This window comes from Streptomyces sp. NPDC006385, assembly GCF_040612485.1.
Lineage (GTDB): Bacteria > Actinomycetota > Actinomycetes > Streptomycetales > Streptomycetaceae > Streptomyces.
The window spans coordinates 15,398-40,925 of the sequence record NZ_JBEXQG010000037.1; the positions used below are offsets into that span (position 1 = coordinate 15,398).

General features: G+C 71.5%; 23 protein-coding genes. 14 read left to right on the forward strand and 9 right to left on the reverse strand.

Annotated features, from left to right (window positions below; all coding sequences use genetic code 11):
• Positions 1-51: 51 nt before the first annotated feature.
• Positions 52-267, forward strand: coding sequence for a dodecin (locus tag ABZ078_RS25705; RefSeq protein WP_019758416.1), 216 nt, complete (start codon positions 52-54; stop codon positions 265-267).
• Between the two features lie 11 nt (positions 268-278).
• On the opposite strand, the gene ABZ078_RS25710 is transcribed toward ABZ078_RS25705, so the two are convergent.
• On the reverse strand, positions 279-794 hold the full coding sequence (locus tag ABZ078_RS25710) for a hypothetical protein (RefSeq protein ID WP_356578842.1): 516 nt from the start codon (positions 792-794) through the stop codon (positions 279-281).
• Between the two features lie 280 nt (positions 795-1,074).
• Between ABZ078_RS25710 and ABZ078_RS25715 the strand changes: the two genes are divergently transcribed.
• From ABZ078_RS25715 to ABZ078_RS25755, 9 genes are all read left to right on the forward strand, one after another.
• A complete protein-coding gene (locus ABZ078_RS25715; protein ID WP_356578844.1) occupies positions 1,075-1,524 on the forward strand; it encodes a DUF485 domain-containing protein in 450 nt (149 codons plus the stop codon).
• On the forward strand, positions 1,518-3,122 hold the full coding sequence (locus tag ABZ078_RS25720; RefSeq protein WP_356578846.1) for a cation acetate symporter: 1,605 nt from the start codon (positions 1,518-1,520) through the stop codon (positions 3,120-3,122). The genes ABZ078_RS25715 and ABZ078_RS25720 overlap by 7 nt, the downstream gene beginning before the upstream one ends.
• A 14-nt stretch (positions 3,123-3,136) precedes the next feature.
• Complete coding sequence (locus tag ABZ078_RS25725) at positions 3,137-3,544, forward strand: (2Fe-2S) ferredoxin domain-containing protein (protein WP_356578848.1); 408 nt, start codon at positions 3,137-3,139, stop codon at positions 3,542-3,544.
• A gap of 86 nt (positions 3,545-3,630) precedes the next feature.
• A complete protein-coding gene (rpmF, locus tag ABZ078_RS25730) occupies positions 3,631-3,801 on the forward strand; it encodes a 50S ribosomal protein L32 (RefSeq protein ID WP_003996023.1) in 171 nt (56 codons plus the stop codon).
• Positions 3,802-3,807: 6 nt separating this feature from the next.
• The gene (locus tag ABZ078_RS25735; RefSeq protein WP_356578850.1) at positions 3,808-4,989 is read left to right on the forward strand and encodes a GTP-binding protein; all 1,182 of its coding nucleotides are present in this window, start codon (positions 3,808-3,810) and stop codon (positions 4,987-4,989) included.
• Positions 4,990-5,069: 80 nt separating this feature from the next.
• Positions 5,070-6,743, forward strand: coding sequence for a LuxR C-terminal-related transcriptional regulator (locus ABZ078_RS25740; RefSeq protein ID WP_356578852.1), 1,674 nt, complete (start codon positions 5,070-5,072; stop codon positions 6,741-6,743).
• Between the two features lie 132 nt (positions 6,744-6,875).
• Entirely contained in the window at positions 6,876-8,261 is a 1,386-nt protein-coding gene (locus tag ABZ078_RS25745) for an FAD-binding oxidoreductase (RefSeq protein ID WP_356578854.1), read from the forward strand.
• Between the two features lie 34 nt (positions 8,262-8,295).
• The gene (locus ABZ078_RS25750; protein WP_356578856.1) at positions 8,296-9,294 is read left to right on the forward strand and encodes an LLM class flavin-dependent oxidoreductase; all 999 of its coding nucleotides are present in this window, start codon (positions 8,296-8,298) and stop codon (positions 9,292-9,294) included.
• A gap of 425 nt (positions 9,295-9,719) precedes the next feature.
• Positions 9,720-12,050: an excinuclease ABC subunit UvrA gene (locus ABZ078_RS25755; RefSeq protein WP_356578858.1), complete on the forward strand. Its 2,331-nt coding sequence runs from the start codon at positions 9,720-9,722 to the stop codon at positions 12,048-12,050.
• Positions 12,051-12,501: 451 nt separating this feature from the next.
• On the opposite strand, the gene ABZ078_RS25760 is transcribed toward ABZ078_RS25755, so the two are convergent.
• The 5 genes from ABZ078_RS25760 to ABZ078_RS25780 all read right to left on the reverse strand — a co-directional run bounded on the left by ABZ078_RS25760 (position 12,502) and on the right by ABZ078_RS25780 (position 17,898).
• Positions 12,502-13,452 (reverse strand): lysophospholipid acyltransferase family protein, encoded by a 951-nt coding sequence (locus ABZ078_RS25760; RefSeq protein WP_356578951.1) that lies wholly within the window; start codon positions 13,450-13,452, stop codon positions 12,502-12,504.
• A gap of 5 nt (positions 13,453-13,457) precedes the next feature.
• On the reverse strand, positions 13,458-14,228 hold the full coding sequence (locus ABZ078_RS25765) for a GNAT family N-acyltransferase (RefSeq protein ID WP_356578860.1): 771 nt from the start codon (positions 14,226-14,228) through the stop codon (positions 13,458-13,460).
• Positions 14,229-14,529: 301 nt separating this feature from the next.
• Entirely contained in the window at positions 14,530-15,276 is a 747-nt protein-coding gene (locus tag ABZ078_RS25770; RefSeq protein ID WP_356578862.1) for a succinate dehydrogenase/fumarate reductase iron-sulfur subunit, read from the reverse strand.
• Positions 15,273-17,225, reverse strand: coding sequence for a fumarate reductase/succinate dehydrogenase flavoprotein subunit (locus ABZ078_RS25775; protein ID WP_356578864.1), 1,953 nt, complete (start codon positions 17,223-17,225; stop codon positions 15,273-15,275). Before ABZ078_RS25775 ends, ABZ078_RS25770 begins: the two co-directional genes overlap by 4 nt.
• A 1-nt stretch (position 17,226) precedes the next feature.
• On the reverse strand, positions 17,227-17,898 hold the full coding sequence (locus tag ABZ078_RS25780; protein WP_356578953.1) for a succinate dehydrogenase: 672 nt from the start codon (positions 17,896-17,898) through the stop codon (positions 17,227-17,229).
• 119 nt (positions 17,899-18,017) lie between these two features.
• Here ABZ078_RS25780 and ABZ078_RS25785 point away from each other — a divergent pair, with 119 nt between their 5' ends.
• Both ABZ078_RS25785 and ABZ078_RS25790 read left to right on the forward strand, forming a co-directional pair.
• Complete coding sequence (locus ABZ078_RS25785) at positions 18,018-18,902, forward strand: LysR substrate-binding domain-containing protein (protein ID WP_356578866.1); 885 nt, start codon at positions 18,018-18,020, stop codon at positions 18,900-18,902.
• A gap of 103 nt (positions 18,903-19,005) precedes the next feature.
• Positions 19,006-19,335 carry a hypothetical protein gene (locus tag ABZ078_RS25790; protein WP_356578867.1) on the forward strand — a complete coding sequence of 110 codons (330 nt, stop codon included), beginning with the start codon at positions 19,006-19,008 and terminating at the stop codon, positions 19,333-19,335.
• A gap of 21 nt (positions 19,336-19,356) precedes the next feature.
• Here the strand turns inward: ABZ078_RS25790 and ABZ078_RS25795 are convergent, their stop codons facing one another.
• From ABZ078_RS25795 to ABZ078_RS25805, 3 genes are all read right to left on the reverse strand, one after another.
• Positions 19,357-21,492, reverse strand: coding sequence for an EAL domain-containing protein (locus tag ABZ078_RS25795; protein ID WP_356578869.1), 2,136 nt, complete (start codon positions 21,490-21,492; stop codon positions 19,357-19,359).
• The gene (locus tag ABZ078_RS25800; protein WP_356578871.1) at positions 21,489-22,301 is read right to left on the reverse strand and encodes an SAM-dependent methyltransferase; all 813 of its coding nucleotides are present in this window, start codon (positions 22,299-22,301) and stop codon (positions 21,489-21,491) included. Before ABZ078_RS25800 ends, ABZ078_RS25795 begins: the two co-directional genes overlap by 4 nt.
• A gap of 373 nt (positions 22,302-22,674) precedes the next feature.
• Positions 22,675-23,655: an SCO0930 family lipoprotein gene (locus ABZ078_RS25805; RefSeq protein WP_356578873.1), complete on the reverse strand. Its 981-nt coding sequence runs from the start codon at positions 23,653-23,655 to the stop codon at positions 22,675-22,677.
• A gap of 325 nt (positions 23,656-23,980) precedes the next feature.
• On the opposite strand from ABZ078_RS25805, the gene ABZ078_RS25810 reads away from it, so the two are divergent.
• Both ABZ078_RS25810 and ABZ078_RS25815 read left to right on the forward strand, forming a co-directional pair.
• Positions 23,981-24,544 (forward strand): hypothetical protein, encoded by a 564-nt coding sequence (locus ABZ078_RS25810; RefSeq protein WP_356578875.1) that lies wholly within the window; start codon positions 23,981-23,983, stop codon positions 24,542-24,544.
• A gap of 15 nt (positions 24,545-24,559) precedes the next feature.
• Positions 24,560-25,324, forward strand: coding sequence for a hypothetical protein (locus ABZ078_RS25815; protein WP_356578876.1), 765 nt, complete (start codon positions 24,560-24,562; stop codon positions 25,322-25,324).
• The last annotated feature ends 204 nt before the right edge of the window (positions 25,325-25,528 follow it).

Genomic DNA, 25,528 nt, shown 5'->3' on the forward strand with positions numbered 1-25,528 from the left:
ATGACGCGTGACTGATCCGCCACGGCGCAGTCACGGGAGAGGAGCACCCGCATGACGAACCACACCTACCGGGTCACGGACATCGTCGGCACCTCGCCCGAGGGCGTGGACCAGGCCATCCGCAACGGCATCGAGCGTGCCTCACAGACCCTGCGCAACCTGGACTGGTTCGAGGTGACCGAGGTGCGCGGCCAGCTCGACAACGGGCAGATCGCGCACTGGCAGGTGACCATGAAGGTCGGCTTCCGCCTCGAGGACGCCGGGTAGCACGCGGGTCGTCAGGTCCGCCCCTCCCGCTCCTGTGCCACCTCGAGCGCTGCGGACGGGGCGGTCCAGCGCGCCCGTACGACGGTGAAACCGGCCCGTTCGGCGTCCTCGCAGACCAGTTCGTCGTCGTCCACCAGCATCCGGATCTCCCGGGTGCGGGCGAGGCGGTTCAGGATCTCGAGCTTGATGCGCCGGGCGGGCCGTCGGTCACCTTTTCCCCCGCCCGCCCGCCCGGCGTCGCGCCGCATGTACACCCGCCCGTCGGGCAGTCCGTGCGCCGCGAGCCAGTCCAGTGTGTCGCGCCGGCAGCGCTCGGGCCGCCCGGTCAGATAGCGGACCTCGCACTCCTTCGCGCTCTCCCGGACCAGCGCGATGCCCTCCTCGATCGGCGGGTCCTGCGGGGCGGCCGCGAAGAAGCCGTCCCAGTCGCGCGGTGTGCGCTCCAGGAAGTGCTGCCGGTGTGCCGTGTCGGCGAGGGTGTTGTCCAGGTCGAACACGGCGAGCGGGCGATTGCTGCGGTCGGTCACACCACTCACCCTAGACTGCCCCCGGGCTGCCTTTGAGACAGCCTGACCGAAAGAATGGTCCGTACTAATTTCATGAGGGCCCCTTTACGCAGGCCGCGCAAGATCGCGAACGGCCCCGAGGGGCACGAACGCGCCATGGGTGCAGGGCAATTCCTCTTGCCGGTTGATTGTTCAAAGAGCCCGCTGACATACTCCGGGCTCCGACTCTCCCGCCACCCATCCCCCATCAAGCCCGCACTCACCAGTGTGTTCGGCATGACGCAGCGAAGAAGGTGCGCCTGTGCCCGAGTTTTCACCATGGCACGACAATTCGCTCACATCCGGTTCGCCGCCGAACAGCGACCCTCCACCGTCCAAGCGCATATCTGAAGACCCGGAATTTCACTCGCTGCGCCGAGCCCAGCGCAGGTTCGGCATCCGCGCCACGCTCCTTTCGGCCGGCGGATTCCTGCTGTACGTGCTGCTGTCGCATTCCGTTCCCGGGCTGATGAACCAGCGCCTGCTCGGTCACCTCACACTCGGCCTCGCCCTGGGCCTCGGGCAGTTCGTCGTGATGGGCGTGACGGCCTGGTGCTACGTCCGGCACATGCGCACCCGGGTCGACCCGCTCGCCCGCGGCCTGGGCTCACGACTGCGCCAGCACGAAGCGGGCTCGCTCCGCGCCACCGCGTCCCGCGGCGAGTCGGGGCCGACCGTCCAGCCCGGCTCCAGGGGGTATCGCACGTGGTGACCATGTCCGAAGGCATCGTCGACCGGTTCAGCCTGCAACTGACGTTCGTGCTGTTCCTGTCGGTGGTCGTGGTCACGCTGTTCATGGCGCTGCTGACGGCCCCGCAGCGCGACGAGATCAGCGAGTTCTACCTCGGCAACCGCACCATGTCCCCGCTGCGCAACGGCCTCGCCATGTGCGGCGACTACCTGTCGGCCGCGACCCTGCTGGGCAGTACCGGGCTGGTCGCCCTCACGGGGTACGACGGACTCCTGTACCTGGGCGGCACGGTCGTCGCCTGGATGATGGTGCTGCTGCTCATCGCCGAACCACTGCGCCGCACGGGCAAGTTCACGCTGGGCGACACGCTCGCCCTGCGCCTGACCGCACTGCAACGCCCGGTACGGCTCGCGCTGGCCGTGTGCACCCTCACCATCGCGGTGCTGTACCTGGTGGCCCAACTCGTGGGCAGCATGGCCCTGCTGACCCAGTTCACGGGCGAGCCCAGCGCCGCCACCCGCACCCTGTGCGTGATCGTGATCGGCACCATCGTCATCGTGTACGCGGCCATCGGCGGGATGCCCGGCGCCACGGTCATCCAGATCATCAAGGCCGTGATGCTGGTGGCGGGCGTGACGGTGACCGCCGTGATGGTGCTCCACCACTACGACTGGAACCCCGACGCCCTGCTGTCCGCGGCCGCGAACAACAGCGGCACCGGCACCCGCTTCCTCGAACCCGGACTGCGCTACGGCGCCAGCACCGCCAGCAAACTCGACTTCTTCAGCCTGGAACTGGCGATCGTCCTCGGCCTCGCCGCACTCCCCCATGTCCTGATGCGTCTGCTCGCCCCGCGCAAGGTCGACGTCCTGCGCTCCTCCGTCGTGTGGGCGATGGGCCTGGTCGGACTGGTCTGCCTGGCGGCCGGCATCCTCGGCCTCGGCGCCACCGCCATCGTCGGCCGCGAGACCATCGCGGAGACCGACCACAAGGGCGACGCCGCCGTCCTGCTCCTGGCCAACGCCCTCGGCGGCGGCATCCTCACGGCCCTGCTGTCCTGCCTCGCCTTCGTCACGCTGCTCGCCGTCGCGGCCGGCCTCACCCTCGCCGCCGCCTCGTCCCTCGCCCACGACCTGTACGGCGAGGTGATCCGCAAGGGCCGCGCGAGCGAGACCGAGGAGCTGACCGTCGCCCGGCTGTCCGCGGTCGTCATCGGTGTCCTCGCCATGATGCTCGCCCTCGTCTCGTACGGCGCCAACACCGCGACGCTCGCCTTCCTCGCCTTCGCCATCGCGGCGTCGGCGATCCTGCCGACGATCGTGTACACCCTGTTCTGGCGCCGCTTCACGGGCCGGGGGGCGCTGCTCAGCCTCTGGGGCGGCCTGGCCTGTTCGGTGCTGCTGGTGCTGTTCTCCCCCGTGGTCTCCGGCGGACCGGCCTCGTTCTACCCGGACGCCGACTTCGCCTGGTTCCCGCTCCAGAACCCCGGCATCGTCTCCATCCCGGCGGGCTTCTTCCTCGGCTGGCTCGGCACGGTGCTGAGCGACCGTCAGGACTCCGGCGGGGACGCGGCGTACGAGGAGTTCCAGGTGCGGATGCTGGTGGACGCCAAGGAGTGAGAGATGCTTCTGTCATGCCCACTCACACCTTCCTGATCGGTGCCGCCCGCGAGCGGCCCTGCACGCTCGTCGTCTGCCGGGGCTGCTGCTGCGGCAATCCACGCAAACTCCCCGGCACCGATCACGCCGGGCAGGTGGAGCGGCTGCGCGCCGCGGGGGCCGAGCACGGCTTCCAGGTCCGTACGACGGACTGCCTCGGCCCCTGCGACCAGGCCAACGTGATCGTCGTCCAGCCGTCGGCCGCGGGGCGCCGGGCCGGCGGGCGGGCCACCTGGGTGGGCTTCGCGATGGACGACGACTGCACGGAGGAGTTGGTGCAGTGGGCGGCCGCGGGCGGGCCGGGCCTCGCGGAGCCGCCCGTCACGCTGGAGTTGCAGTTCGTCCGGCCGCCTCGGGACGCGCGGGTGCGGTCGCGACGCTGACTGCGGACCGGAACCCCGCCCGAAATTGTTAATGGGATCCATTTTCATGTAGCGTCCTCGGTGTTCACCCACCGAGGAGGTCCGTCATGGCTGTCCCGAAGCGGAAGATGTCCCGCAGCAACACCCGCCACCGCCGCGCCCAGTGGAAGGCGAGCACGCCGCAGCTCGTGCCCGTCACCATCGACGGCGTCAGCCACCTCGTGCCGCAGCACCTGGTCAAAGCGTACGAGCGCGGGCTGCTGCGCCCCGAGGGCTGACCGGGAATGCCGTACGAGAGCCGTCTGCCCGTCACCGTCCTGTCCGGCTTCCTCGGGGCGGGCAAGACGACCCTGCTCAACCATGTGCTGGCCAACCGCGAGGGGCTGCGCGTGGCGGTCATCGTCAACGACATGAGCGAGGTCAACATCGACGCCGCGCTGGTGCGGGGCGGTGAGGCCGCGCTGTCGCGGACCGAGGAACGCCTGGTCGAGATGACCAACGGGTGCATCTGCTGCACCCTGCGCGACGACCTCCTGGAGGAGGTCGACCGGCTGGCCCGCGAGGGCCGCTTCGACCACCTGCTCATCGAGAGCTCCGGCATCTCCGAACCGATGCCGGTCGCCGCCACCTTCGCCTTCGCCCGCGACGACGGCGCCACCCTCGGCGACCTCGCCCTGCTGGACACGATGGTCACGGTCGTCGACGCCGCCAACTTCCTCGCCGAGCTGGACAGCGGCGACGAGCTCGTCGAGCGCGGCCTCGACCAGTACGAGGAGGACGAGCGCACCGTCAGCGATCTCCTCGTCGACCAGGTCGAGTTCGCGGACGTCATCGTGCTCAACAAGCTGGACCTGGTCGACGCCGCGACGGCGGACCGGCTGCGGGCGGCGCTGGGCCGGCTCAACCCGGCCGCGCGGATCGTCGACGCCGTCCGGGGACGCGTGGCGCTCCAAGAGGTGCTCGGCACCCGGCTGTTCGACCTGGAGCGCGCCCAGCAGGCCCCGGGCTGGGTGCGGGAACTGAACGGCGACCATGTGCCGGAGACCGAGGAGTACGGGATCTCGTCCACGGTGTTCCGCGCCGACTCGCCCTTCCACCCCGGCCGGTTGTGGACGTTCGTCACCGAGGAGCTGGACAGCGGCGCGTACGGGAAGGTGCTGCGGTCCAAGGGGTTCTTCACCCTCGCCAGCCGGCCGCGCGTGACGGGGCTGTGGTCGCAGGCCGGTTCCGTCGCCCGCTTCGAGCCCAGCGCCGCGCGGGACACCGAGGCGCCGTACGCGCAGGAGCTGGTCTTCATCGGCACGGGGCTGCACGCGGAGGCGATCCGGGCCGCCCTGACCGACTGCCTGCTGGCGGACGGCGAGGCCGCCCCGGCCACCGACCCGTTCCCGGCCTGGGACACCTACGGCATCGACGACGCCTGCGACCACGAGCACGCGGGGTCGCTCCAGGTGTCCGTGCGCTGAGCCCTCCGGCACCCGGCCCGCCTATTCTGGTTCTGGTGAGGGGCCGGTCCTGCTCGCAGCGCGCGAGAAGGGAGCCGCGGGTGACCGAGCGGACGATCGACAGGGCGGCCGCGGACACCTTGCGGCAGGCCAGGGACGCCGCCGCCCATGAGGCGTGGGCCGAGGCGTACCGGCTGCTGGGCGGCCTGGACGCCGGCTGTCTCACGCCCGACGACCACGCCGCGTTCGCCGACGCCGCCTGGTGGACGAGCCGGATCGACGAGTCGATCGTCCATCGGATGCGGGCCTATTCCGGATATGTGGCGGCGGGCGCGGCGCGACAGGCGGGGCTCATGGCCTGGCTGCTCTTCTACGAACATCAGCTCGCGGGCCGCACGGCCGTGGCCGCCGGCTGGCTGCGCCGGGCGCGGCGGCATCTGCGGGGCGAGCCGGAGTGCGTCGAGCAGTGCTACCTCGCCTGGATGGATGCCGAGGACGCTCAGCAGCGCGGTGCGTTCGACGAGGCGATGGCCGCGGCCCGGCGTATGGCCGGGATCGCGCGGCGCTGCGGCAGCCCGGACCTGCTGGCCATGAGCGTGCAGGCGCAGGCGGGCGTCCTGGTCGCGCGGGGCCGCCTGCATGACGGACTCGATCTGCTGGACGACGCCATGTGCTCGGCCATGGCAGGTGAGCTCAGCTCCTTCTTCACCGGCTGGACCTACTGCCTGGGCCTCCAGCAGGCCATGGCCTGCATCGATCTCGAACGCGCCGCCGAATGGACCGACGCGGCCATGCGCTGGTGCGCGTCCATGCCGGAGGAGAACAACTACCGCGGGTTGTGCCGGGTGCACCGGGTCCAGGTGCTGGAGCTGCGCGGCAGCTGGCCCGAGGCGCTGACCGAGGCCGGACGGACCTGCGAGGAACTGCTGCCGTACGAGCGGCGCATGGCCGCCGAGGCGGTCTACCTCGTCGGTCAGATCCAGCGGCGGCGAGGAGAGCTCACCGCGGCCGAGGAGTCGTACGACCGGACCCACGAACTCGGCCGCGACCCGCAGCCCGGACTGGCCCTGCTGCGGCTGGCCCAGGGGAAGGCCGACGCCTTGGTCACGGCCCTGCGGCCGGCGCTCGTGAGGGGAGCCGAGGCCGGTTGTCTCGAACACTGCCGGCTGCTCGCGGCCCAGGTGGAGGTGTGCCTGGCGGTGGGCCGGACGGCCGAGGCCCGCGCGGCTGCCGAGGAGCTGCAGTCCCTGGCCCGGGACTGGCAGCGGCGGTGCGGTTCGGAGACGACGCTGCTGCACGCGAGCGCCGCCGGGGCCTGCGGTGCGGTGGCCTTCGCCGACGGTGACCTCGACCGCGCGCTGCCCCTGCTGCGCCGGGCGCTGACCCTGTGGCTGGAGCTGCGGGTGCCGTACGAGGCGGCCCAGGTGCGGATGACCCTGGCCGCCGCCGACCGGGCCGCCGGGGACGGCGAGGGTGCCCGGATGGAGCTGCGCGCCGCGGAGCAGACCTTCCGGCGGCTCGGTGCCGTACCCGACGTCCGCCGGGCGGCGGCCCTGCTCGCGGATGTGCGCCGACGGCAGCCCGGCGGGCTCACCGAGCGCGAGATCCAGGTGCTGCGGCTGGTCGCGGCGGGCCGCACCAACCGGGCCATCGCCGCCGAGCTGGTGATCAGCGAGCACACTGTCGCCCGGCACCTCAACAACATCTTCGCCAAGCTCGACGTGTCCTCGCGGGCGGCGGCGACGGCGTACGCGTACCGGCACGGACTCGCATGACGCGCATGGGCCGTTCTGCCCATGCCGGGTCCGCCGGGGATGGGCAGAACCGGCGATGAGGGCACCCCGCTCCCGGCGTACACCAGGAGGTGTCCCCCTTTCCGACCCAGGAGTGGAAAGCAGGTGGCGGCCATGACCACCTACACGCCGACCTTCGACCACGAGCTGCTGGAGCGGCTGCGCGGGGGCGTGCGCGGGAACATCGTCGAGCCCGGCGACCCCGACTACGACGAGGCCCGCAGGGTCTACAACGCGATGCACGACAGGCGGCCCGCGATCATCGTGCGGGCGGTCGACGCGGGCGATGTCATCGCCACGGTGGACTTCGCCCGCGACCAGGGCCTGCCGCTGGCCGTGCGCGGCGGCAGCCACAGCGTTCCCGGCTACGGAACCTGCGACGGCGGTGTGGTGCTCGACCTCGGCCTGATGCGCGGGATCCGCGTCGATCCCGAGACCCGTACGGCCTGGGTCGAGGGCGGCTGCACCTGGGCGGACGTCAACCACGCCACGCACGCCTTCGGACTGGCCACCACCGGCGGGATCGTCTCCACGACCGGCGTCGGCGGTCTGACCACGGGCGGGGGCATGGGCTATCTGGTCCGCCGCTGCGGTCTGGCCTGCGACAACGTGGTCTCGGTGGACCTGGTGACGGCCGACGGACACTTCGTGACGTGCACGGCCGAGCACCACAGCGACCTGTTCTGGGCCGTACGGGGTGGCGGTGGGAACTTCGGGGTCGTCACGTCCTTCGCGTACCGTCTGCACCCCATCGCCGACGTCCTCGGCGGACCGACCTTCTTCCCGCTCGACGGCGCCGTGATCCGCCACTACCGGGAGCTGATCGCCGAAGCGGACGACAGGCTCGGCGCCATTTTCGTCGTCGGCCTCGGGCCGCCGGTGCCGTTCCTGCCCGAACGCTGGCACGGGCGGCCGGTCTGCGGGGTGATCGCCTGCTGGACCGGTCCGCAGGACGAGGACGACAGGATCCGGGCCCGCGTCGCCGCGCTCGGGCCGGTGCTCGGCAGGCACCTGGAGCGCATGCCGTACCCCGTGATCAACACCCTCTTCGACGACCTGGTTCCCGCCGGGCTGTACCACTACTGGAAGGGCTCCTTCACCCAGGGCCTGCCGGACGGCGCCATCGACGCGTTCGTCGAGTACGGCGCCGACACCCCGTCCATCCAGAGCGTCACGGTCGTCTTCCCCCTGGACGGCGCCTGCCACCGGGTCGGACCGGAGGAGACCGCCTTCTCCTACCGCGACGCCGACTTCTCCATCGCGCTCAGCCCCACCCTGACCACACGTGAGGACTGCGAGACCCAGAAGGACTGGGTGCGCGCCTACCACCGGGCGCTCGAAACGCACTCCATGGGCGGTGGGTACGTGAACTTCATGGACAGTGACGACCAGGACCGCGTACAGGCCAACTACCGTGACAACCACGCTCGTCTGACGGCCCTGAAGAGGCGCTACGACCCGGGGAACCTGTTCCGCCTGAACCACAACATCGCGCCGTGAGGAATCCCGCGGCGGCGGCGTTGTTGAACCCCATATGAGCTCCGTGATCGCCGCGACCCGCTTCTCCGTCCTCGACCGCTCCCGCACCCGGGAGGGCCACACGGACGCCGAGGCACTGCGCGACACCGTGACGCTGGCGCGGGAGCTGGAGGAGCTGGGCTACCACCGCCTCTGGGTCTCGGAGCATCACGGGGTGCCCGGCGTCGCCGGTTCCGCGCCGACCGTACTGGCCGCCGCCGTCGCATCCGCGACCCGTACGATCCGGGTCGGGACCGGCGGGGTGATGCTGCCGAACCACCGACCGCTGGTGGTGGCCGAGCAGTTCGGGGTGCTGGAGTCCCTGTTCCCGGGGCGTGTCGACATGGGGCTGGGCCGCTCGGTCGGCTTCACCGACGGGGTGCGCAAGGCGCTCGGGCGGGACAAGGGGGACGCGGCGGACTTCGCGGCGCAGCTGCAGGAACTGCTCGGCTGGTTCCGCGGCACCTCGCCCACGGGGGTGCACGCGCGGCCCGCCGAGGGTCTGACCGTGCCGCCGTTCGTGCTGGCCATGGGCGAGGGCGCGGACATCGCGGCCCGTGCGGGCCTGCCGATGGTCATCGGTGATCTCCGGAACCGGGCCAGGATGCAGCGCGGCATCGACCACTACCGGGAGCACTTCCGGCCCTCCGCCTGGGCGAGCGAGCCGTACGTCGTGGTCTCCGGCACGGTCGCCGTGGCCGCCACGCCCGAGGAGGCCCGGCGGCTGCTGGTCCCGGAGGCATGGTCCATGGCCTCCGCACGCACGCGCGGCACCTTCCCGCCGCTGGCGCCCGCCGAGCGGATCGAGGCGCTCACGATGGCCGACAAGGAGCGCGGCTTCTACGAGGACGGCCTCACCGGCCAGATCGCCGGCACCGAGGAGCAGGTCGCGCACGAACTGGAGACGGTGCTGAAGGAGACGGGCGCGCAGGAGGTGCTGGTCACGACCAGTACCTACGACCGTGAGGCACTGCTGGACTCCTACCGGCGGCTCGCCCGGATCATCACGGCGTGACCGGGCGAGCCGCCGGCTGGTGGGTCAGTCCGCGTCGCGCGGGTCGAACGACGTGGTGTCGATCGTGAGCGGCTTCGGGAACGCGGCCGCACCCCGCCCGCGCCCTGGCGCTTCATCCTGCGGGCGGTCGCCGGGGTCGGCGCACGGGGTCCAGTCGGTCGCGTTCGGCAGCGGAACGGGCGCCCTTAGAAGCGCTCACGCTACTCCTCGGTGAGAAGAGGGACTGGCGAGACGTCAGGGGCGGTCGGTGCGAAGGATCCGACGGCCTCATGAACGTCGGATGGCTCGCCGAAACGCCTCCGTCCCGTTCACATAGAATCGCGGGGTTTGCCCACGACACCGCCCCACTCGCCCTGCCTCACTCGCCCTGCCCCACGCGCCCCGCCCCACGCGCCAACCACCCACACGCCCCGGAGCCCATCCCCATGCACTCTCCGCACGACCCGTACGTCCGCGTCCGCGGCGCCCGTGAGCACAACCTCAAGGGTGTGGACGTCGACATTCCGCGGGAGGTGCTGGCCGTGTTCACGGGGGTGTCCGGGTCCGGGAAGTCGTCGCTCGCCTTCGGCACGATCTACGCCGAGGCCCAACGCCGTTACTTCGAGTCGGTCGCGCCGTACGCGCGCAGGCTGATCCACCAGGTCGGGGCACCGAAGGTCGGCGAGATCAGCGGACTCCCGCCCGCCGTGTCCCTCCAGCAGCGGCGCTCGACGCCCACGTCCCGCTCCTCCGTGGGCACGGTCACCCACCTCTCCAACTCCCTGCGGATGCTGTTCTCCCGCGCCGGCGACCATCCACCCGGCGCCGAGCGGCTGGACTCGGACGCCTTCTCTCCCCACACTGCGGCCGGGGCGTGCCCTCGGTGCCACGGGCTCGGCCAAGTGCACGGTACGACGGAGGAGTTGCTGGTCCCCGACCCCTCACTGTCGATCCGCGAGGGCGCGATCGCAGCGTGGCCGGGCGCCTGGCAGGGCAAGAACCTGCGCGACATCCTCGACGCGCTCGGTCACGACGTCGACCGGCCCTGGCGCGAGCTGCCCGCCGAGCAGCGTGAGTGGATCCTGTTCACCGACGAGCAGCCGGTGGTCACGGTCCACCCGGTGCGCGACGCCGACCGTATCCAACGGCCGTACCGGGGCACGTACATGAGCGCCCGGCGGTACGTCATGAAGACCTTCTCCGACTCCAGGAGCCCGACGCTGCGGGCCAAGGCGGAGCGGTTCCTGGCCGCCGCGCCCTGCCCGGCCTGCGGCGGCAGCAGACTGCGGCCCGAGGCGATGGCGGTGACCTTCGCCGGCCGGACGATCGCCGAACTGGCCGCGCTGCCGCTCACGGAGCTGGCCGGCACGCTGGAGGGCACTTCGGAGACGGCCCGCATCCTCACCGAGGACCTCAAGTCCCGTATCGGGCCCATCGTCGAGCTCGGCCTCGGCTACCTCAGCCTCGACCGCGCCACGCCCACGCTCTCGGCCGGCGAGCTGCAGCGCCTGCGACTCGCGACCCAGCTCAGGTCCGGGCTGTTCGGTGTCGTGTACGTCCTCGACGAGCCGTCCGCGGGACTGCACCCGGCGGACACGGAGGCGCTGCTGAGGGTGCTGGAACGGCTGAAGGCGGCCGGGAACACGGTGTTCGTGGTCGAGCACCACCTCGATGTGGTGCGTGGCGCCGACTGGGTGGTCGACGTGGGGCCGCGTGCGGGTGAGCACGGCGGGCGGGTGCTGCACAGCGGGCCGGTGGCGGAGCTGGCGGCGGTCGCGGAGTCGGCGACCGCACGTTTCCTGTTCGACGACTCCCCTGCCGCCGTACGCCAAGTGCGGGCCGCTCGTGGTCAGTTGAAGGTCGGCCCGGTCAGCCGCCACAACCTGCGCGGGGTGACCGCCGAGTTCCCGCTCGGTGTGTTCACGGCCGTCACCGGTGTCTCGGGATCGGGCAAGTCCACCCTCATCGGCGAGATCACCGAGGAGTCGGCGGGCGTGGGCCGCCTGGTCTGCGTGGACCAGAAGCCGATCGGCCGTACCCCCCGCTCCAATCTCGCCACCTACACCGGCCTCTTCGACGTCGTACGCAAGCTGTTCGCGGCCACGGACGAGGCGCGGGCGCGTGGTTACGGCGTCGGGCGTTTCTCCTTCAATGTGGCGGGCGGGCGCTGCGAGACCTGTCAGGGCGAGGGCTTCGTCAGCGTGGAGCTGCTGTTCCTGCCGAGCACGTACGCGCCGTGCCCGGACTGCGGTGGGGCCCGCTACAACCCCGAGACGCTCCAGGTGACGTACCGGGGAAGGAACATCGCGCAGGTGCTGGACCTCACGGTCGAGGCGGCCGCGGACTTCTTCGCGGACACCCCGGCGGTGGCCCGCAGTCTGGGCACGCTGCTCGACGTCGGTCTGGGCTACCCGCGTCTCGGCCAGCCGGCCACCGAACTGTCCGGCGGTGAGGCGCAGCGCATCAAGCTGGCGAGCGAGTTGCAGCGTGGCCGTCGCGGCCACACGCTCTACCTCCTCGACGAGCCGACGACCGGACTCCACCCCGCCGACGTCGAGGTGCTGATGCGCCAGTTGCACGGCCTCGTCGACGCCGGGCACACCGTCGTCGTGGTCGAGCACGACATGTCCGTGGTCGCGGGCGCGGACTGGGTGATCGACCTGGGGCCGGGCGGCGGTGACGCGGGCGGGCGGATCGTGGCGGCGGGTCCGCCGACGGAGGTGGCACGGGCGAGCGACAGTGCCACGGCGCCGTATCTCGCCCGTGCCATGCCGTAACGGCCCCGTGCGACGGGGCGAACGACGGCTGCTCGGCCCCGCGGAAGCCACACTCCGCCAGAACGGACACGGGCGCCGCGGGCCACAGTCCCGCACCGGCACCTCCGGCCGCAACCCCGCACCTTGCCCGCGCCCCGGCAGCACGGACGTCCGGATTTCCCGATCCCGCCGAAAGGACCTGGCGCGACCGGGCCGACGACGGCTGCTCGCCCGCGTCAGGGCCACGCTCCGCCGGGACGCACACCGGCCACCACAAACCACAGACCCGCACCGGCCGCACCCCCCGGGCAGCACCGACACCCCGGCCACCCCACCCTGCCGAAAGAGCCTCACACGACCTCGCGGGACCGGGCCGACGCCGACTGCCCGGCCCCGCAGAAGCCACGCTCCCGCAGGACCGACGCAGAGTGCCGCGGGAGCAGACCTCAACCGGCCCGCCCCGACCGCCCGATCACGCCGAAACGACCTCACACGACCCGGCCGGCGCCGACTGCCCGACCCCGCCGAGGCCACGCTCCGCCAGGACCGGCACAGGGCGCCGCAGGCCGTCGCAGGCCCGGGCCGGCCACGTCCCCGGCAGCACCGACGACTCCGCCGTGCGGGACAGGGAGCGGCGGTCGGGGTGGCTGTCTGCCTCGATCGCGTTCCGTACCTCCACCTCGGCCACCAGTCCCCGCGTCGCCGCCACCCGCCACACCGAGGTGAGCAGCGAGTCGTCGCCCACGAAGGCGGGGGCCGTACTGGGCGCGCCCCCGGCGGTCCGGTAGCGCAGGCGGACCGGCTGCACGGGGACGCCGGCGTCCAGGGCGGCCTGGAAGGCGGCCCGGCGGAAGGGCCCCTGGGCGCGGCCGCACCAGGTGCTGCCCTCGGGGAAGACGGCGACCGCGTCGCCCGCGCGCAGCGCCTCGGCGATCCGGGCCACCGTGTCGGGCAGTGCGCGGATCCGGTCCCGGTCGATGAACAGGGCGCCGCTGCGGGCGGTCAGCCATCCCGCCACGGGCCACTGGCGGATCTCCGACTTGGCGAGCATCCGGGCCGGGCGTACGGCGGCGAGCAGCGGGATGTCCAGCCAGGAGATGTGGTTGGCGACGAGCAGCAGCCCGCGGTCGGGGGCGGCGCCGCCGTCGATCCGTACCCGCACGCCCGCGGCCCGTACGACCCAGCGGCACCAGCGCCGGACCAGTCTCGCGGGGATCCGCGCGCCGAGCGGGCTGACCAGGAATCCGACGATCAACAGGAGCACAACCGCGGCGACCCGCAGGACGGCCAGGGGGGCGGCCGCGGCCCGTCCCGTCGCCTCCACGCACGCCTGTGGGGTGCAGGGGGCGGTGGGCCGCCAGAGGGTTCCCGCGCCGGCCGCCTCGGCCGTGGAGGCGGTCGCCGGGATGCTCGTCGCCGCCATGTCCGTCATGCCGGGACGAGGGAGAGGAAGTGCCGCAGATAGCGCGGGTTGATCCGGCGCATCGACAGCAGCACGTACAGGTCGGCGACCCCGAACTCCGCGTCGTGCGCGGGCTCCCCGCAGACCCAGGCGCCGAGACGGAGGTAGCCGCGCAGGAGGGCGGGCAGTTCGCTTCGTGTGGCCGGGGCGGGGGCGGCGGGCCGCCAGGGGCGCAGCGGTCGTACGCGGTACTCCTCGGGGGCCAGGTGCTTGGCCTGCACGCGGTTCCAGGTCGCGGCCGCGAGCGTGCCGCCGTCGGCGAGCGGTATCGAGCAGCAGCCGGCCAGCCACTCGTGGCCGTGGTCGACCATGTAGCGGGCGATACCGGCCCAGATGAGGCTGATGACCGCGCCGTCGCGGTGGTCGGGGTGGACGCAGGAGCGGCCGACCTCGACCAGGTTCGGGCGCAGGGAGTCGATGCGGGTGAGGTCGAACTCGCCCTCCGAGTACAGCCGGCCGGCCACCGCGGCCCGCTCGGGCGGGAGCAGCCGGTAGGTGCCGACGACCTGGCCGGACACCTCCTCGCGGACGAGCAGATGGTCGCAGTACGCGTCGAAGGCGTCGATGTCGTGACCCGGCTGCGGGGTGGACAGCTGGGCTCCCATCTCGCGGGCGAAGACGTCGTGCCGCAGCCGCTGGGCGGCACGCACGTCCTCCTCGTCGCGGGCGAGGCCGACGGTGTAACGGGTGGGTGCCGTGGGCTGCGGGGGGCGGTCGACGGTCAGTACGCCGGTCATGGCTTACTCCTGATCACGGGCCGGGGACGGCGGGCGGAGAACAGCGGAGCGGTGTTGTGTGCCGACCCTGTTCTTCCGATGCCGGTTGGCGTGAGCGTGACCTGTGCCAGGAGAGCGGATGTGCGCATGTTGAACGGCACGGACCGGTACCGGCGGTCCACCTTCCGGTGTCCGCCCGGTCAGCCTGCGGATCCGGTGCCGTTCACCCGGGACGCGCCGAAAGCCGAGACGGGGCCGGGGAGCACCACTCCCGGCCCCGCCCGTCCGCACGTGCCGGCGAACGTCTGTGGTGCAGCCCGGTCTACCGCTTCACCTTCCGCGCAGCCCGCAGCCATTCCTTGTTCATGCCCGTGATGGACATGAGCGGGATGCCCTTGGGGCAGGCGGTGGCGCACTCCCCGGTGAGGGTGCAGCCGCCGAAGCCCTCCTCGTCCATCTGCGCCACCATGTCCAGGACACGGCTCTCGCGCTCGGGCGCCCCCTGCGGCAGCACGTTCAGGTGATTGATCTTGGCGGACGTGAACAGCATCGCCGCCCCGTTGGGACAGGCCGCCACACACGCGCCGCACCCGATGCACTCGGCGTGCTCGAAGGCGAAGTCGGCATCCGGCTTGGGCACCGGCGTGGCGTGCGCTTCGGGAGCCGCCCCCGTCGGCGCGGTGATGTAACCACCGGCCTGGATGATCCGGTCGAACGCCGACCGGTCCACCACCAGGTCCTTGATCACCGGGAACGCCGACGCCCGCCACGGCTCGATGTCGATCGTGTCGCCGTCCTCGAAGGACCGCATGTGCAGCTGACAGGTCGTCGTCCGCTCGGGACCGTGCGCGTCGCCGTTGATCACGAGGGAGCACGCGCCGCAGATCCCCTCACGGCAGTCGTGGTCGAACGCGACCGGGTCCTCGCCCCTGAGGATGAGCTCCTCGTTGAGGGTGTCGAGCATCTCCAGGAAGGACATGTCGGAGGAGATCCCGTCCACCTCGTACGTGGACATGGCGCCTTCGGCGTCGGCGTTCTTCTGCCGCCAGACGCGCAGGGTGAGCTTCATGCGTAGCTCCGCTGGGTGGGGTGGACGTACTCGAAGACGAGGTCTTCCTTGTGCAGGACCGGAGCGGCACCGGTGTCGGTGAACTCCCAGGCCGCCGCGTAGGCGAACTCGTCGTCCTTGCGGGCCGCCTCGCCGTCCGGCGTCTGCGACTCCTCGCGGAAGTGGCCGCCGCAGGACTCGCCGCGGTGCAGCGCGTCGAGGCACATGAGCTCGGCGAGCTCCAGGTAGTCGACGATGCGGTTGGCCTTCTCCAGCGACTGGTTGAACTCCTCGCCGGTGCCCGGGACCTTGATCCGCCGCCAGAACTCCTCACGGATCTGCGGGATGCGCTCCAGGGCCTTGCGCAGACCGGTGTCGCTGCGCGCCATGCCGCAGAACTCCCACATCAGTTCGCCGAGTTCGCGATGGAAGGAGTCCGGCGTACGGTCGCCGTCCACCGCCAGCAGGAGGTTGAGGCGGTCCTGGGTCTCGGCCAGCACCTCCTGGACGACGGGGTGGTCGTCGGTGACCTTCTCGTGGTGCGGGTTGCGGGCGAGGTAGTCGTTGATCGTCGCCGGGAGCACGAAGTAGCCGTCGGCCAGGCCCTGCATCAGCGCGGAGGCGCCGAGGCGGTTGGCGCCGTGGTCGGAGAAGTTGGCCTCGCCGATCGCGAACAGGCCGGGGACGGTGGTCTGGAGGTCGTAGTCGACCCACAGGCCGCCCATCGTGTAGTGCACGGCCGGGTAGATCCGCATCGGCACCTCGTACGGATCCTCGTCGGTGATCCGCTGGTACATGTCGAAGAGGTTGCCGTACTTGGCCTCGACGGCCCCCCGGCCCATCCGCAGAATCGCGTCGGCGAAGTCCAGGTACACGCCCTGCCCGCCGGGTCCCACTCCCCTGCCCTCGTCGCAGACGTTCTTCGCGGCGCGGGAGGCGATGTCGCGCGGGACCAGGTTGCCGAAGGAGGGGTAGATGCGCTCCAGGTAGTAGTCGCGCTCGTCCTCGGGGATCTGGTTCGCCGGGCGGGTGTCGCCCTTGGCCTTCGGCACCCAGATCCGGCCGTCGTTGCGCAGCGACTCGCTCATCAGCGTCAGCTTGGACTGGTGGTCGCCGGTGCGCGGGATGCAGGTGGGGTGGATCTGGGTGAAGCAGGGGTTGGCGAACCAGGCGCCGCGCCGGTGGGCCCGCCAGATGGCGGTGGCGTTGGAGTTCATGGCGTTCGTCGACAGGTAGAAGACGTTGCCGTAGCCGCCGGAGGCCAGCACCACCGTGTCCGCGAAGTACGTGTCGATCTTCCCGGTGATCAGGTCCCGGGCGACGATCCCCCGCGCCCGCCCGTCGACGACGATCAGGTCGAGCATCTCCGTACGGGGGTGCATCTCGACGTTCCCGGCGGCGATCTGCCGGGACAGTGCCTGGTAGGCACCGAGCAGCAGTTGCTGGCCCGTCTGGCCGCGGGCGTAGAAGGTACGCGACACCTGGACGCCGCCGAAGGAACGGGTGTCGAGCAGTCCGCCGTACTCGCGGGCGAACGGCACGCCCTGCGCCACGCACTGGTCGATGATCTCGACCGAGATCTGCGCCAGGCGGTGCACGTTCGACTCGCGGGCCCGGAAGTCGCCGCCCTTGACGGTGTCGTAGAACAGCCGGTGGATGGAGTCGCCGTCGTTGCGGTAGTTCTTCGCGGCGTTGATGCCGCCCTGCGCGGCGATGGAGTGGGCGCGGCGCGGGGAGTCCTGGTAGCAGAACTGGACGACGTGGTAGCCCTGTTCGGCGAGGGTGGCGCCGGCGGAGCCTCCGGCGAGACCCGTGCCGACGACGATGACGGTGTGCTTGCGCCGGTTGGCGGGGTTGACCAGCTTGGCCTCGAAGCGGCGCTTGTCCCAGCGCTCGTGGACGGGACCGGAGGGGGCCTTGGTGTCGGTGACCGGTTCGCCGGTCGCGTAGGTCACGTATTCAGCGGTCATGTCAGCTCACCACTCCGGTCATGACGCCCACGGGTACGGCGATGAAGCCGGCCGTGAGCAGCAGCGCGAGGACGTCGGCGACGGTCTTGAGGGCGCGGTCGCGGGTGCGGCTGCCGGCGCCGAGGGTCTGGGCGGCGCTCCAGAAGCCGTGCCGGATGTGCAGGCCGAGGGCGAGCATCGCGACGACGTAGATGGCGTTGCCGTACCAGGTGGAGAAGGTGTCCACGACGTTCTGGTACGGGCGGCCCTCCTGGAAACCGCCGGTGTGCACGGTGCCCGTCGTCAGGTCGAGGATGTGCCAGACGATGAACAGACCCAGGATGATGCCGCCCCAGCGCATGGTGCGGGTGGCGTAGGAGGCCCGCGGCTTCTTGTGCACGTACTTGCGGGGGCGTGCCCTGATGTCGCGGCGGCTGAGCTGGTACGCCGAGGTGGCGTGGGCGACGACGGCGACGACCAGCACGATGCGGACGAGCCAGAGCGTCCACTCGTAGTGCATGAACGGCTCGCCGACGGTGCGCAGCCAGTGCGCGTAGTGGTTGAACTCGCCCGCCCCGAAGAAGATCTTCAGGTTTCCGATCATGTGGACGACCAGGTACAGCAGCATGATCAGCCCGCTGACCGCCATCACGGTCTTCTTGCCGACGGTGGAGTCCCACACCGTGCGTGCCAAGGACGGCCGTCGGTCCGTCCGCGTTGCCAGAGCCATGGACAGGACGCTAGGGCCGAACAGCCCCATCGGTCCAAGACATGGTCCGGCTCGTTTCGATAGGCATGCCCTATGGTGGAGGGGTGCAGTTCCAGCAACTCCAGTACTTCGTGGCGGTCGCCGAGACCCGGCACTTCACCCGAGCCGCCGACCTGGTGCATGTCGCGCAGCCCTCGCTGTCGCAGCAGATCAAGGCGCTGGAGCGGGAGTTGGGCGCGGACCTGTTCCTGCGGGCGCGCGGCAACATCACGCTGACGGACGCCGGGGAGGCCCTGCTCCCGCTGGCCCGGCGCATCCTCGCCGACGCGGACACGGCCCGGCACGAGGTGCAGGAGCTGGTGCAGCTGCGCCGGGGACGGGTCCGGCTCGGCGCCACCCCGAGCCTGTGCACGGGTCTGCTCCCGGATGTGCTGCGCGCCTTCCACGACCGCTATCCCGGCATCCAGCTGCTCATCGAGGAGGGCGGCTCGCACGACCTCGTACGGGAGCTCGCCCGCGGCGCCCTCGACCTGGCCCTGGTCGTCCTGCCCCTGCCCAGCCCGTCCCCGGCACTGACCACGGTGGAGCTGCTGCGCGAGGACCTGGTGGTCGTCTCCTCACCCGAGGCACCCCGCCCGGGCGGCGGCCGGCGCACCGTGCGCGTCGCCGACCTGGAGGGCGAACGCCTGGTGATGTTCCGGCACGGCTACGACCTGCGCGAGCTGACCGTGGCCGCCTGCCGCGCCGAGGGCTTCGAGCCGGATTTCGCGGTGGAGGGCGGGGAGATGGACGCGGTACTGGGCTTCGTGCGGGCGGGCCTGGGCGTGGCCGTCGTCCCGCGCATGGTGGCGGCGCGTTCGGGCCGGGGGCTGCGGGTCACCCCACTGGCCCGGCCCGGGCTGCACCGGACGATCGCGCTGGCCCACCGCAGCGACGTGGCGCCGCCGCGGGCCGCGCGGGAGTTGCAGCGGATGCTGCTGGAGCGGTGATCCGCGGCTGGAGCGGAGATCAGCGTCTGGAGCGGTGACCGGCGGCCGTCCCCCGGCCGGATATTCCCCGCTCACCCTGCGCGTCCCTGGATACCCTCGCCCGGTGAGCGAGGAACAGGACGAGCAGTACGCCAGGTATCGGGACGACACCGAGGTGCTGGCGGCGATCGGGTCCCGGGTCGCCGCGCAGACCGGCCGGGTCACGGTGCGGCTGCCCCGGGAACTGGCCGAGGCGGCCATGTCCGCCTGGCACCGCGACGAGCGACACGAGCCCGCCGCGGAGACGGCCGGCCGGCACGCGCTGCGCGACGGCGCCGCCGAACTGGCGCTGATCGGGCTGGCGATCACGGAACGCGGCCGCCGGGAGGGCGAGGTGGTCACCGTGGAGCTGGACATCGCCTCCGCGGGGGCGGCCGTCCGGGCGTCGGAGTAACCCCCGGACGGCCCCCGCCGCTCACCTGGTCGCGTCCACCAGCGCCAGTTCGTGCAGCCGCTCCGGCGGACCCGGGCGGGCGTAGTACCAGCCCTGGGCCGTGTCGCAGCCCAGGAGCCGCAGTTGTTCGGCCTGGGCGCCGGTCTCCACGCCCTCGACCGTCACCGCGAGGTTCAGGCCGTGGGCGAGGGAGACGATCCCCTCGACGATCTTCAGGTCGACGGGGTCGGCCGGGAACCGCTGCATGCTCTGGGTGAACGAGCGATCCAGCTTGAGGACGCTCACCGGCAGACGGCGCAGGTTGGCGAGGTTGGAGTAGCCGGTGCCGAAGTCGTCCAGCGCGATGTCGACGCCCATCTCGGCCAGTCGGCGCAGGGGCTTGAGCAGATCGTCGTCGGCGCCGATGAGGGCCGACTCCGTGACCTCCAGGCAGAGGGCGTCGGGTGCCACGCCCGCGCGCTCCAGGATGTCCACCGTGTCCTGCACCAGCCCGGGGTGGGTGAGCTGGCACGGCGAGAGGTTGACGTTGATGCGGAGCGGGCCCACGGCGTCGTAGCGTTCGCGCCACTCGCGCGCCTGGCGCACCGACTGCTCCAGGACCCAGCGGCCGAGCGGCACGATGAGTCCGGTGTGCTCGGCGAGTGGGATGAACCGGTCCGGGCCGAGGATGCCGTGCTGCGGGTGCAGCCAGCGCACCAGGGCCTCGGCGCCGCGGACACTGCCGTCGCCGAGGTGGACCAGCGGCTGGTACTCGATGAAGAACTCGCCCCGGTCCAGGGCCGTCGGCAGCGCCGTGGTCAGCCCGTGCCGGGTGATGGCGCGGGCGTCGGCCTCCTCGTCGGCGAGCTCGAAGCGGTTGCCGCCCGCCGACTTGGCGCGGTACATGGTGATGTCCGCGCTGCGCAGCACCTCCGCCGGGCTGCGCTCCCCGGCCGGTCCTTCGACGATGCCGATGCTGCCGCGCACGGTCAGCTCCCGGCCGTCGACGCTGATCGGGGCGACCAGCGCGTTCATGATGCGGGCGGCGAGCTCGTCGACCTCGTGCTCGGTGTCGGGGCCGGTGGTCAGCGCCACGAACTCGTCGCCGCCGAGCCGCGCGACCATCTCGCCGGGCGCGGTGGCGCAGGACTGCAGCCGGTCGGCGACCTCGACGAGCAGCCGGTCGCCGGCCGCGTGACCAAGGCTGTCGTTCACGGTCTTGAAGCCGTCCAGGTCGAGGTAGCACAGGCCGAAGCGCTGGCCCTCGCCGGCGTTCAGCGCCTTCTCCAGGCGTTCGAAGAAGAACGTGCGGTTGGGCAGGCCGGTGAGCGCGTCGTGCGTGGCCTCGTAGCGCAGCCGCAGGTTGAGCAGGCGCCGCTCGGTGGTGTCCTCCATCAGGGCCAGCTGGTACTGCGGGTCGCCGTCGGCGTCGCGCAGCAGGGAGACCGTGAGGTTGGTCCACAGGACCGTTCCGTCGGGGCGGGAGAAGGCCTTCTCGACGTGGTAGTGCTCGCGCTCGCCGCGCACGAGTTCGTCGTAGAGCTTCCAGGTCTGCGGAGCGTCCTCGGGGTGGGTCCACTCCTTGACGTTGCGGCTGCGGATCGCCTGTTCGGAGACCCCGAACATGCGCAGCAGCGCGCCGTTGACCTGCAGTATGTTGCCGTCGAGGTCGGCGATGCCGATCCCTATGGCCGCGCCTTCGAAGACCGCGCGGAAGCGGGCCTCGGTGGCGTGCAGCGCCTGCGCCACCACGCCCTGCGCCTTGAGGGCGGCCGCGGAGATCGCCTCCTGCTCGGCCAGTGTCCGCTCGCGCAGCTCCTGGGCGAACCCGGCGGCCATGGCGTGCTGCAGTCGCGAGGAGCGCGCCCGCAGGCCCTCCTGGTCGCCGTCGGCGCCGCAGTACAGCACGAGGTAGGCCTCGACGCAGTCCAGCGAGCGGCTGAGCGCCTCGGGGTCGGTGCAGTGCGCGGCGACCAGCGCGGCGCCGACCGCCTTGCCCTCGTCCGCCTCGAAGGTCCTGGCCCTGAGCGCCTCGCTCAACCGCCGGGCCAGCGGCAGCAGTTGCTCCTCGAACTCCGGCCGGGTCGACGACGTCGAGGTCACCGGGAAGACCGCCCGGCTCCAGATCGTCGCGAACCGGCGCAGTCTGTCCTCCGGCCCGTCCGACCCCGCGCTCACGCCGTACGCCCCACGCCGGCGAACCCGGAGAAGGCATACGGATCCTCGTCCTCCGGTGCTGTCTCCGGCCGCCAGAGCGGCATCGGCACCAGTCCCGGTTCCACCATGTCGTACCCCTCGAAGAACCGCGCGATCTCCTCGCGCGAGCGCATGATCAGCGGGTTGCGGATGTCCTTGTATACGTCGACCGTGCCCTTGGCCCGCTCCTCGGGCAGCGGGATTCCCTCGTACGAGGCATGCGTGAGCACCAGCATGCTGCCGGGCGCGAGTGCGTCGCGCAGCTCGGCCACCGCCTCGTAGGGGTCGTCCTCGTCCTCCACGAAGTGCAGTATGGCAACGAGCAGCAACACCACTGGCCGGTTCAGGTCGATGAGGCTCTGGACCTGCGAACTGGCCAGGATCTCCCTGGGCTTGCGCAGGTCCGCGGCGAGGACGTCCGTGGTGTCGTCGCCCTCCAGGACGGCCTGGCTGTGCGCGACGGCGACCGGGTCGTGGTCGACGTACACCACGCGGGCGCCGGGGCTGGCCGTCTGGGCCACCTCGTGGACGTTGCCGAACGTCGGTATGCCGGAGCCGATGTCCAGGAACTGGGTGATGCCCTCGTCGATCGCGAAGCGCACCGCGCGGCGCATGAACGCCCGGTTCGCCTGCATGATCTTGGGGAGTCCCGGCATGAACTCCATGGCCTTGCGGGCCGCTTCCCGGTCGACCTCGAAGTTGTGCGAACCGCCCAGGTAGTAGTCGTAGATCCGCGAGACACTGGGCACCGAGATGTCGATGCTCCGTGGGGCCCAGGCGGGACGCTCCATCTATCTCTCCAAGGCTCGGGCGATCCGGTGTTCGAGCTGAGGCTACTGATCGCCCGCCAAAGGAGCGAGCGGAAACGGAAATTGACCATCCGTTCCCGGTCACTGCCAGCGGCACGTGCCGTATTGATGCCCCGTACACCCTCTACGAAAAGCACCTGAAGCGTTCCACTGAGTTCACAACCATGACGAAAGAGGATGAAGAATACCGGTGAATGACCGCAAACCGGTCCGCCCCCTGCTTGTGGAGCCGCAGGGGACGGACCGGTGGGTCGGGCGCGCCGTCCGTTCGTCCGGCACTCTCGCTGGTGTCGTCCCTCCCTTCGTGGTGCGTACTCGACCGGGTGAGGCGATCAACCCTGGGGAGGTGTGATCTCTACTTCTCCGACGCGCCGACCGGCTTGCCGTCGGGGCGGACGGCGTACCAAGTGCCGCCGACACCCTGACCGTTGGTGTCTCCTGGCTTCTTGTCACCGGCGAAGGTGTAGATCGGTACGCAGTCGATGGACTGCTGCTTGATGCCGTCGGGGCGGTCGAAGACGACGTAGCCCCGGTTGGGGGTGGACCCCTGCAGATCGATGCCCTTGGTGTCCTCGGCGTCGACCGGGGCGACGACGGGCCACTTCTCCAGGCAGTCGCCGGTGCACTTGGTCGACATCGGCCACTGGGTGTCCCTCATGAAGCGGTAGACCGTCATGCCGTTCTTGTCGATGACGATCTCGCCGAGCTTGGGGTCCTTGCGCGTGGACAGACCGGGCAGGTCGGCCGCCTCCGTGCCCCCCTTCGCCTTCTTGCCGTCGGGGGCGAGCGCGTACCAAGTGCCGCCGACGCCCTGGCCCTTGACCTCGCCGGCGCTGACGTCCTGGGCGAAACGGTAGGCCGGCCAGCCGCCGATGGTCAGCTGCTTGGTGCCGTCGGACCGGGTGACCGAACCGATCAGCGCTTCGTCGACGCCGGCGCCGGCCGTGGCGTCGTCCGCGGGGACCGGCGGCCACTTCTTCGCGCAGTCGCCGTCGCAACTGGACTTGGGTGGCTCCGCGGTGTCCTTGTCGAAGCGGTAGAGCGTCAGACCGGCGCTGTCGGTCAGCACCTCGCCGAGTTCCTGGTTCGTGGACACGGACAGCTCACCGGCGGAGGCGGCCGGCTTGGCGGCGCTCTCCTGTCCAGCCGCTCCGGCGTCGATGCCGGATCCGCTCCCCAGGCCGGTGCCGGCGGTTCCGTAATCACCGGCCGCGGCCGTGGCACCCACGTTCTGGCTGCTCGCCGGCGGGGCGGTTTCCTGCCCACATGCCGTTGTCAGCGCCAGCACTGCCACGGCGCTCACCACGAGCGAGGCGCTCCGCCACGAGGTCTTCATCGTCAACTCCCCGATCATCACAAGGGTGTTGCAGCGCCCTGCTGCGCCGCCGCACGACCAGAGGTACGCACGGGTGCCACGCCTGCGTTCAACCGGCGCGCAACTTTCTTTCCGAAGGCTGTGACACCCCCACCTCGTGTCGCACGCGCGTGCGCTTCGAGGGTCAGGCCCGCGCCCGTCGACCAAACCTTTCGAGGGCCATCCGTCGCCCGTTCGGGGCATTCCGCTCGCGCTTCGGTGTGTGGGAGCGCGGGCCGGCCTCAGGATCTTGGTCGTGCATGGACGCGAACCGACCCAATCCACCCTCGCGACAAGGGCGTTGACGGTGGCGACGCTGACCTGGCTGCTGGTGGCGGCACCGGCCGGCGTGGCGGTGGCCGACGCCTGCGCGTACGCCGACACCGGCCCGGACGGCGCGCAGGCGGTGGCGGTCGCCGGAAGCCGCACCTGGCCGACTCCCCCGCAGTGCCCCGCGCCGACACCGACGCCCACCCCGAAACCGACACCGACGCCCACGCCGACACCGAAGCCCACGCCGGATCCCACACCGACGCCGCCGCCGGAACCCACGCCCACCCCTAAACCCGAGCCCCCACCGCCCGCACCCCCACCGCCCCCGGCGACACCGGAACCCCGGCCCGCCCCGCCCCGCCCGCGGCCGGCGCCGACACCGCCGCCCGCGCCGAAACCGACGCCCTCCCCCGATACCCCCGCGCCGAAGCCGTCGGCCAAGCCGTCCCCGAGTCCGTCCACGTCCCCCGTGCACTACCCGCCCTACCGCGCCGCCCCGCACAGGCGCCCGGCGCACGACGCCCCGTCGCCCCTGACCTTCGTCCTGCTCATCGCGGCACCGGCGATCGCCGCCATCGCCGCACTGCGTCCACGCTGATCCTGGAGGCTTCTCTTGCCGGAATGGCTTGTTCTCACCCTCGCGATGCTGGCCGCCTGCGCCGTCGTGGTCATCATCACCTTCCTACGGCACCGCACCGCCCCCGAGGACGAGGATCCCTCCGAGACCCCGGACGTCATCGAGTACATGACGATGTGGATCGGCGTGGTGTACGCCATCGTCCTGGGCCTGGCCATCGCCGGTGTGTGGGAGGGCCGCAGCGCGGCTCAGGACCACGTACAGGCGGAGGCCGTGGCGCTGCACGAGATCTCGGAACGCGTCCGGGTCTATCCGCCCGACGTACGCGACCGCATTCGTGACGATGTCAACGCCTATGTCGGACACGTCGTCACCACCGAGTGGACGACGATGGCCGAGCACGGCCGGGTCACCGAGCGTGGCACCGAACTCCTGCGGCGCCTGCGCGAGGACGTCACCGACTACGAGCCGAAGACGGACTTCCAGGCGCAGGCCTACCAGCCGCTCCTCGACCAGGTGACCGCCGCCGACCAGGCACGCAACGCCCGCGCGAACTCGACCGGGGAGACCATGCCGGGCGTGGTGTGGTTCGGGCTGATCGCTGGCGGTGTCGTCACGATCGGGATGATCTTCGTCCTGCAGATCCGGCGTACGCCCCGCGAGCTGGTCCTCGCCGGTCTGTTCTCCGCGCTGATCGCCTTCCTGCTCTTCCTCATCTGGGACTTCGACGCGCCCTACAGCCGTGGCGTCACGGCGTCGGCGGAGCCCTTCCTCGAACTCTTCCCGCACGTCAGGGGCTGACAGCCCGCACCTGACGGACCGCCGGGGGCGCGGGCGCGGGCGGCGACAGCGCTCGACGCGCGGCCGCCACGCCGCCCGCGTCCCCCGGTCGTGGGAACGGCGTCCCCTGGGCGGCCCACACACCTGCCCCATTCGCACGACAGCGATCGCGCGGGTGTGCGCGTCTTTCTAGCGTTCGGATCATCGAGGTGCATGTCCGGCACA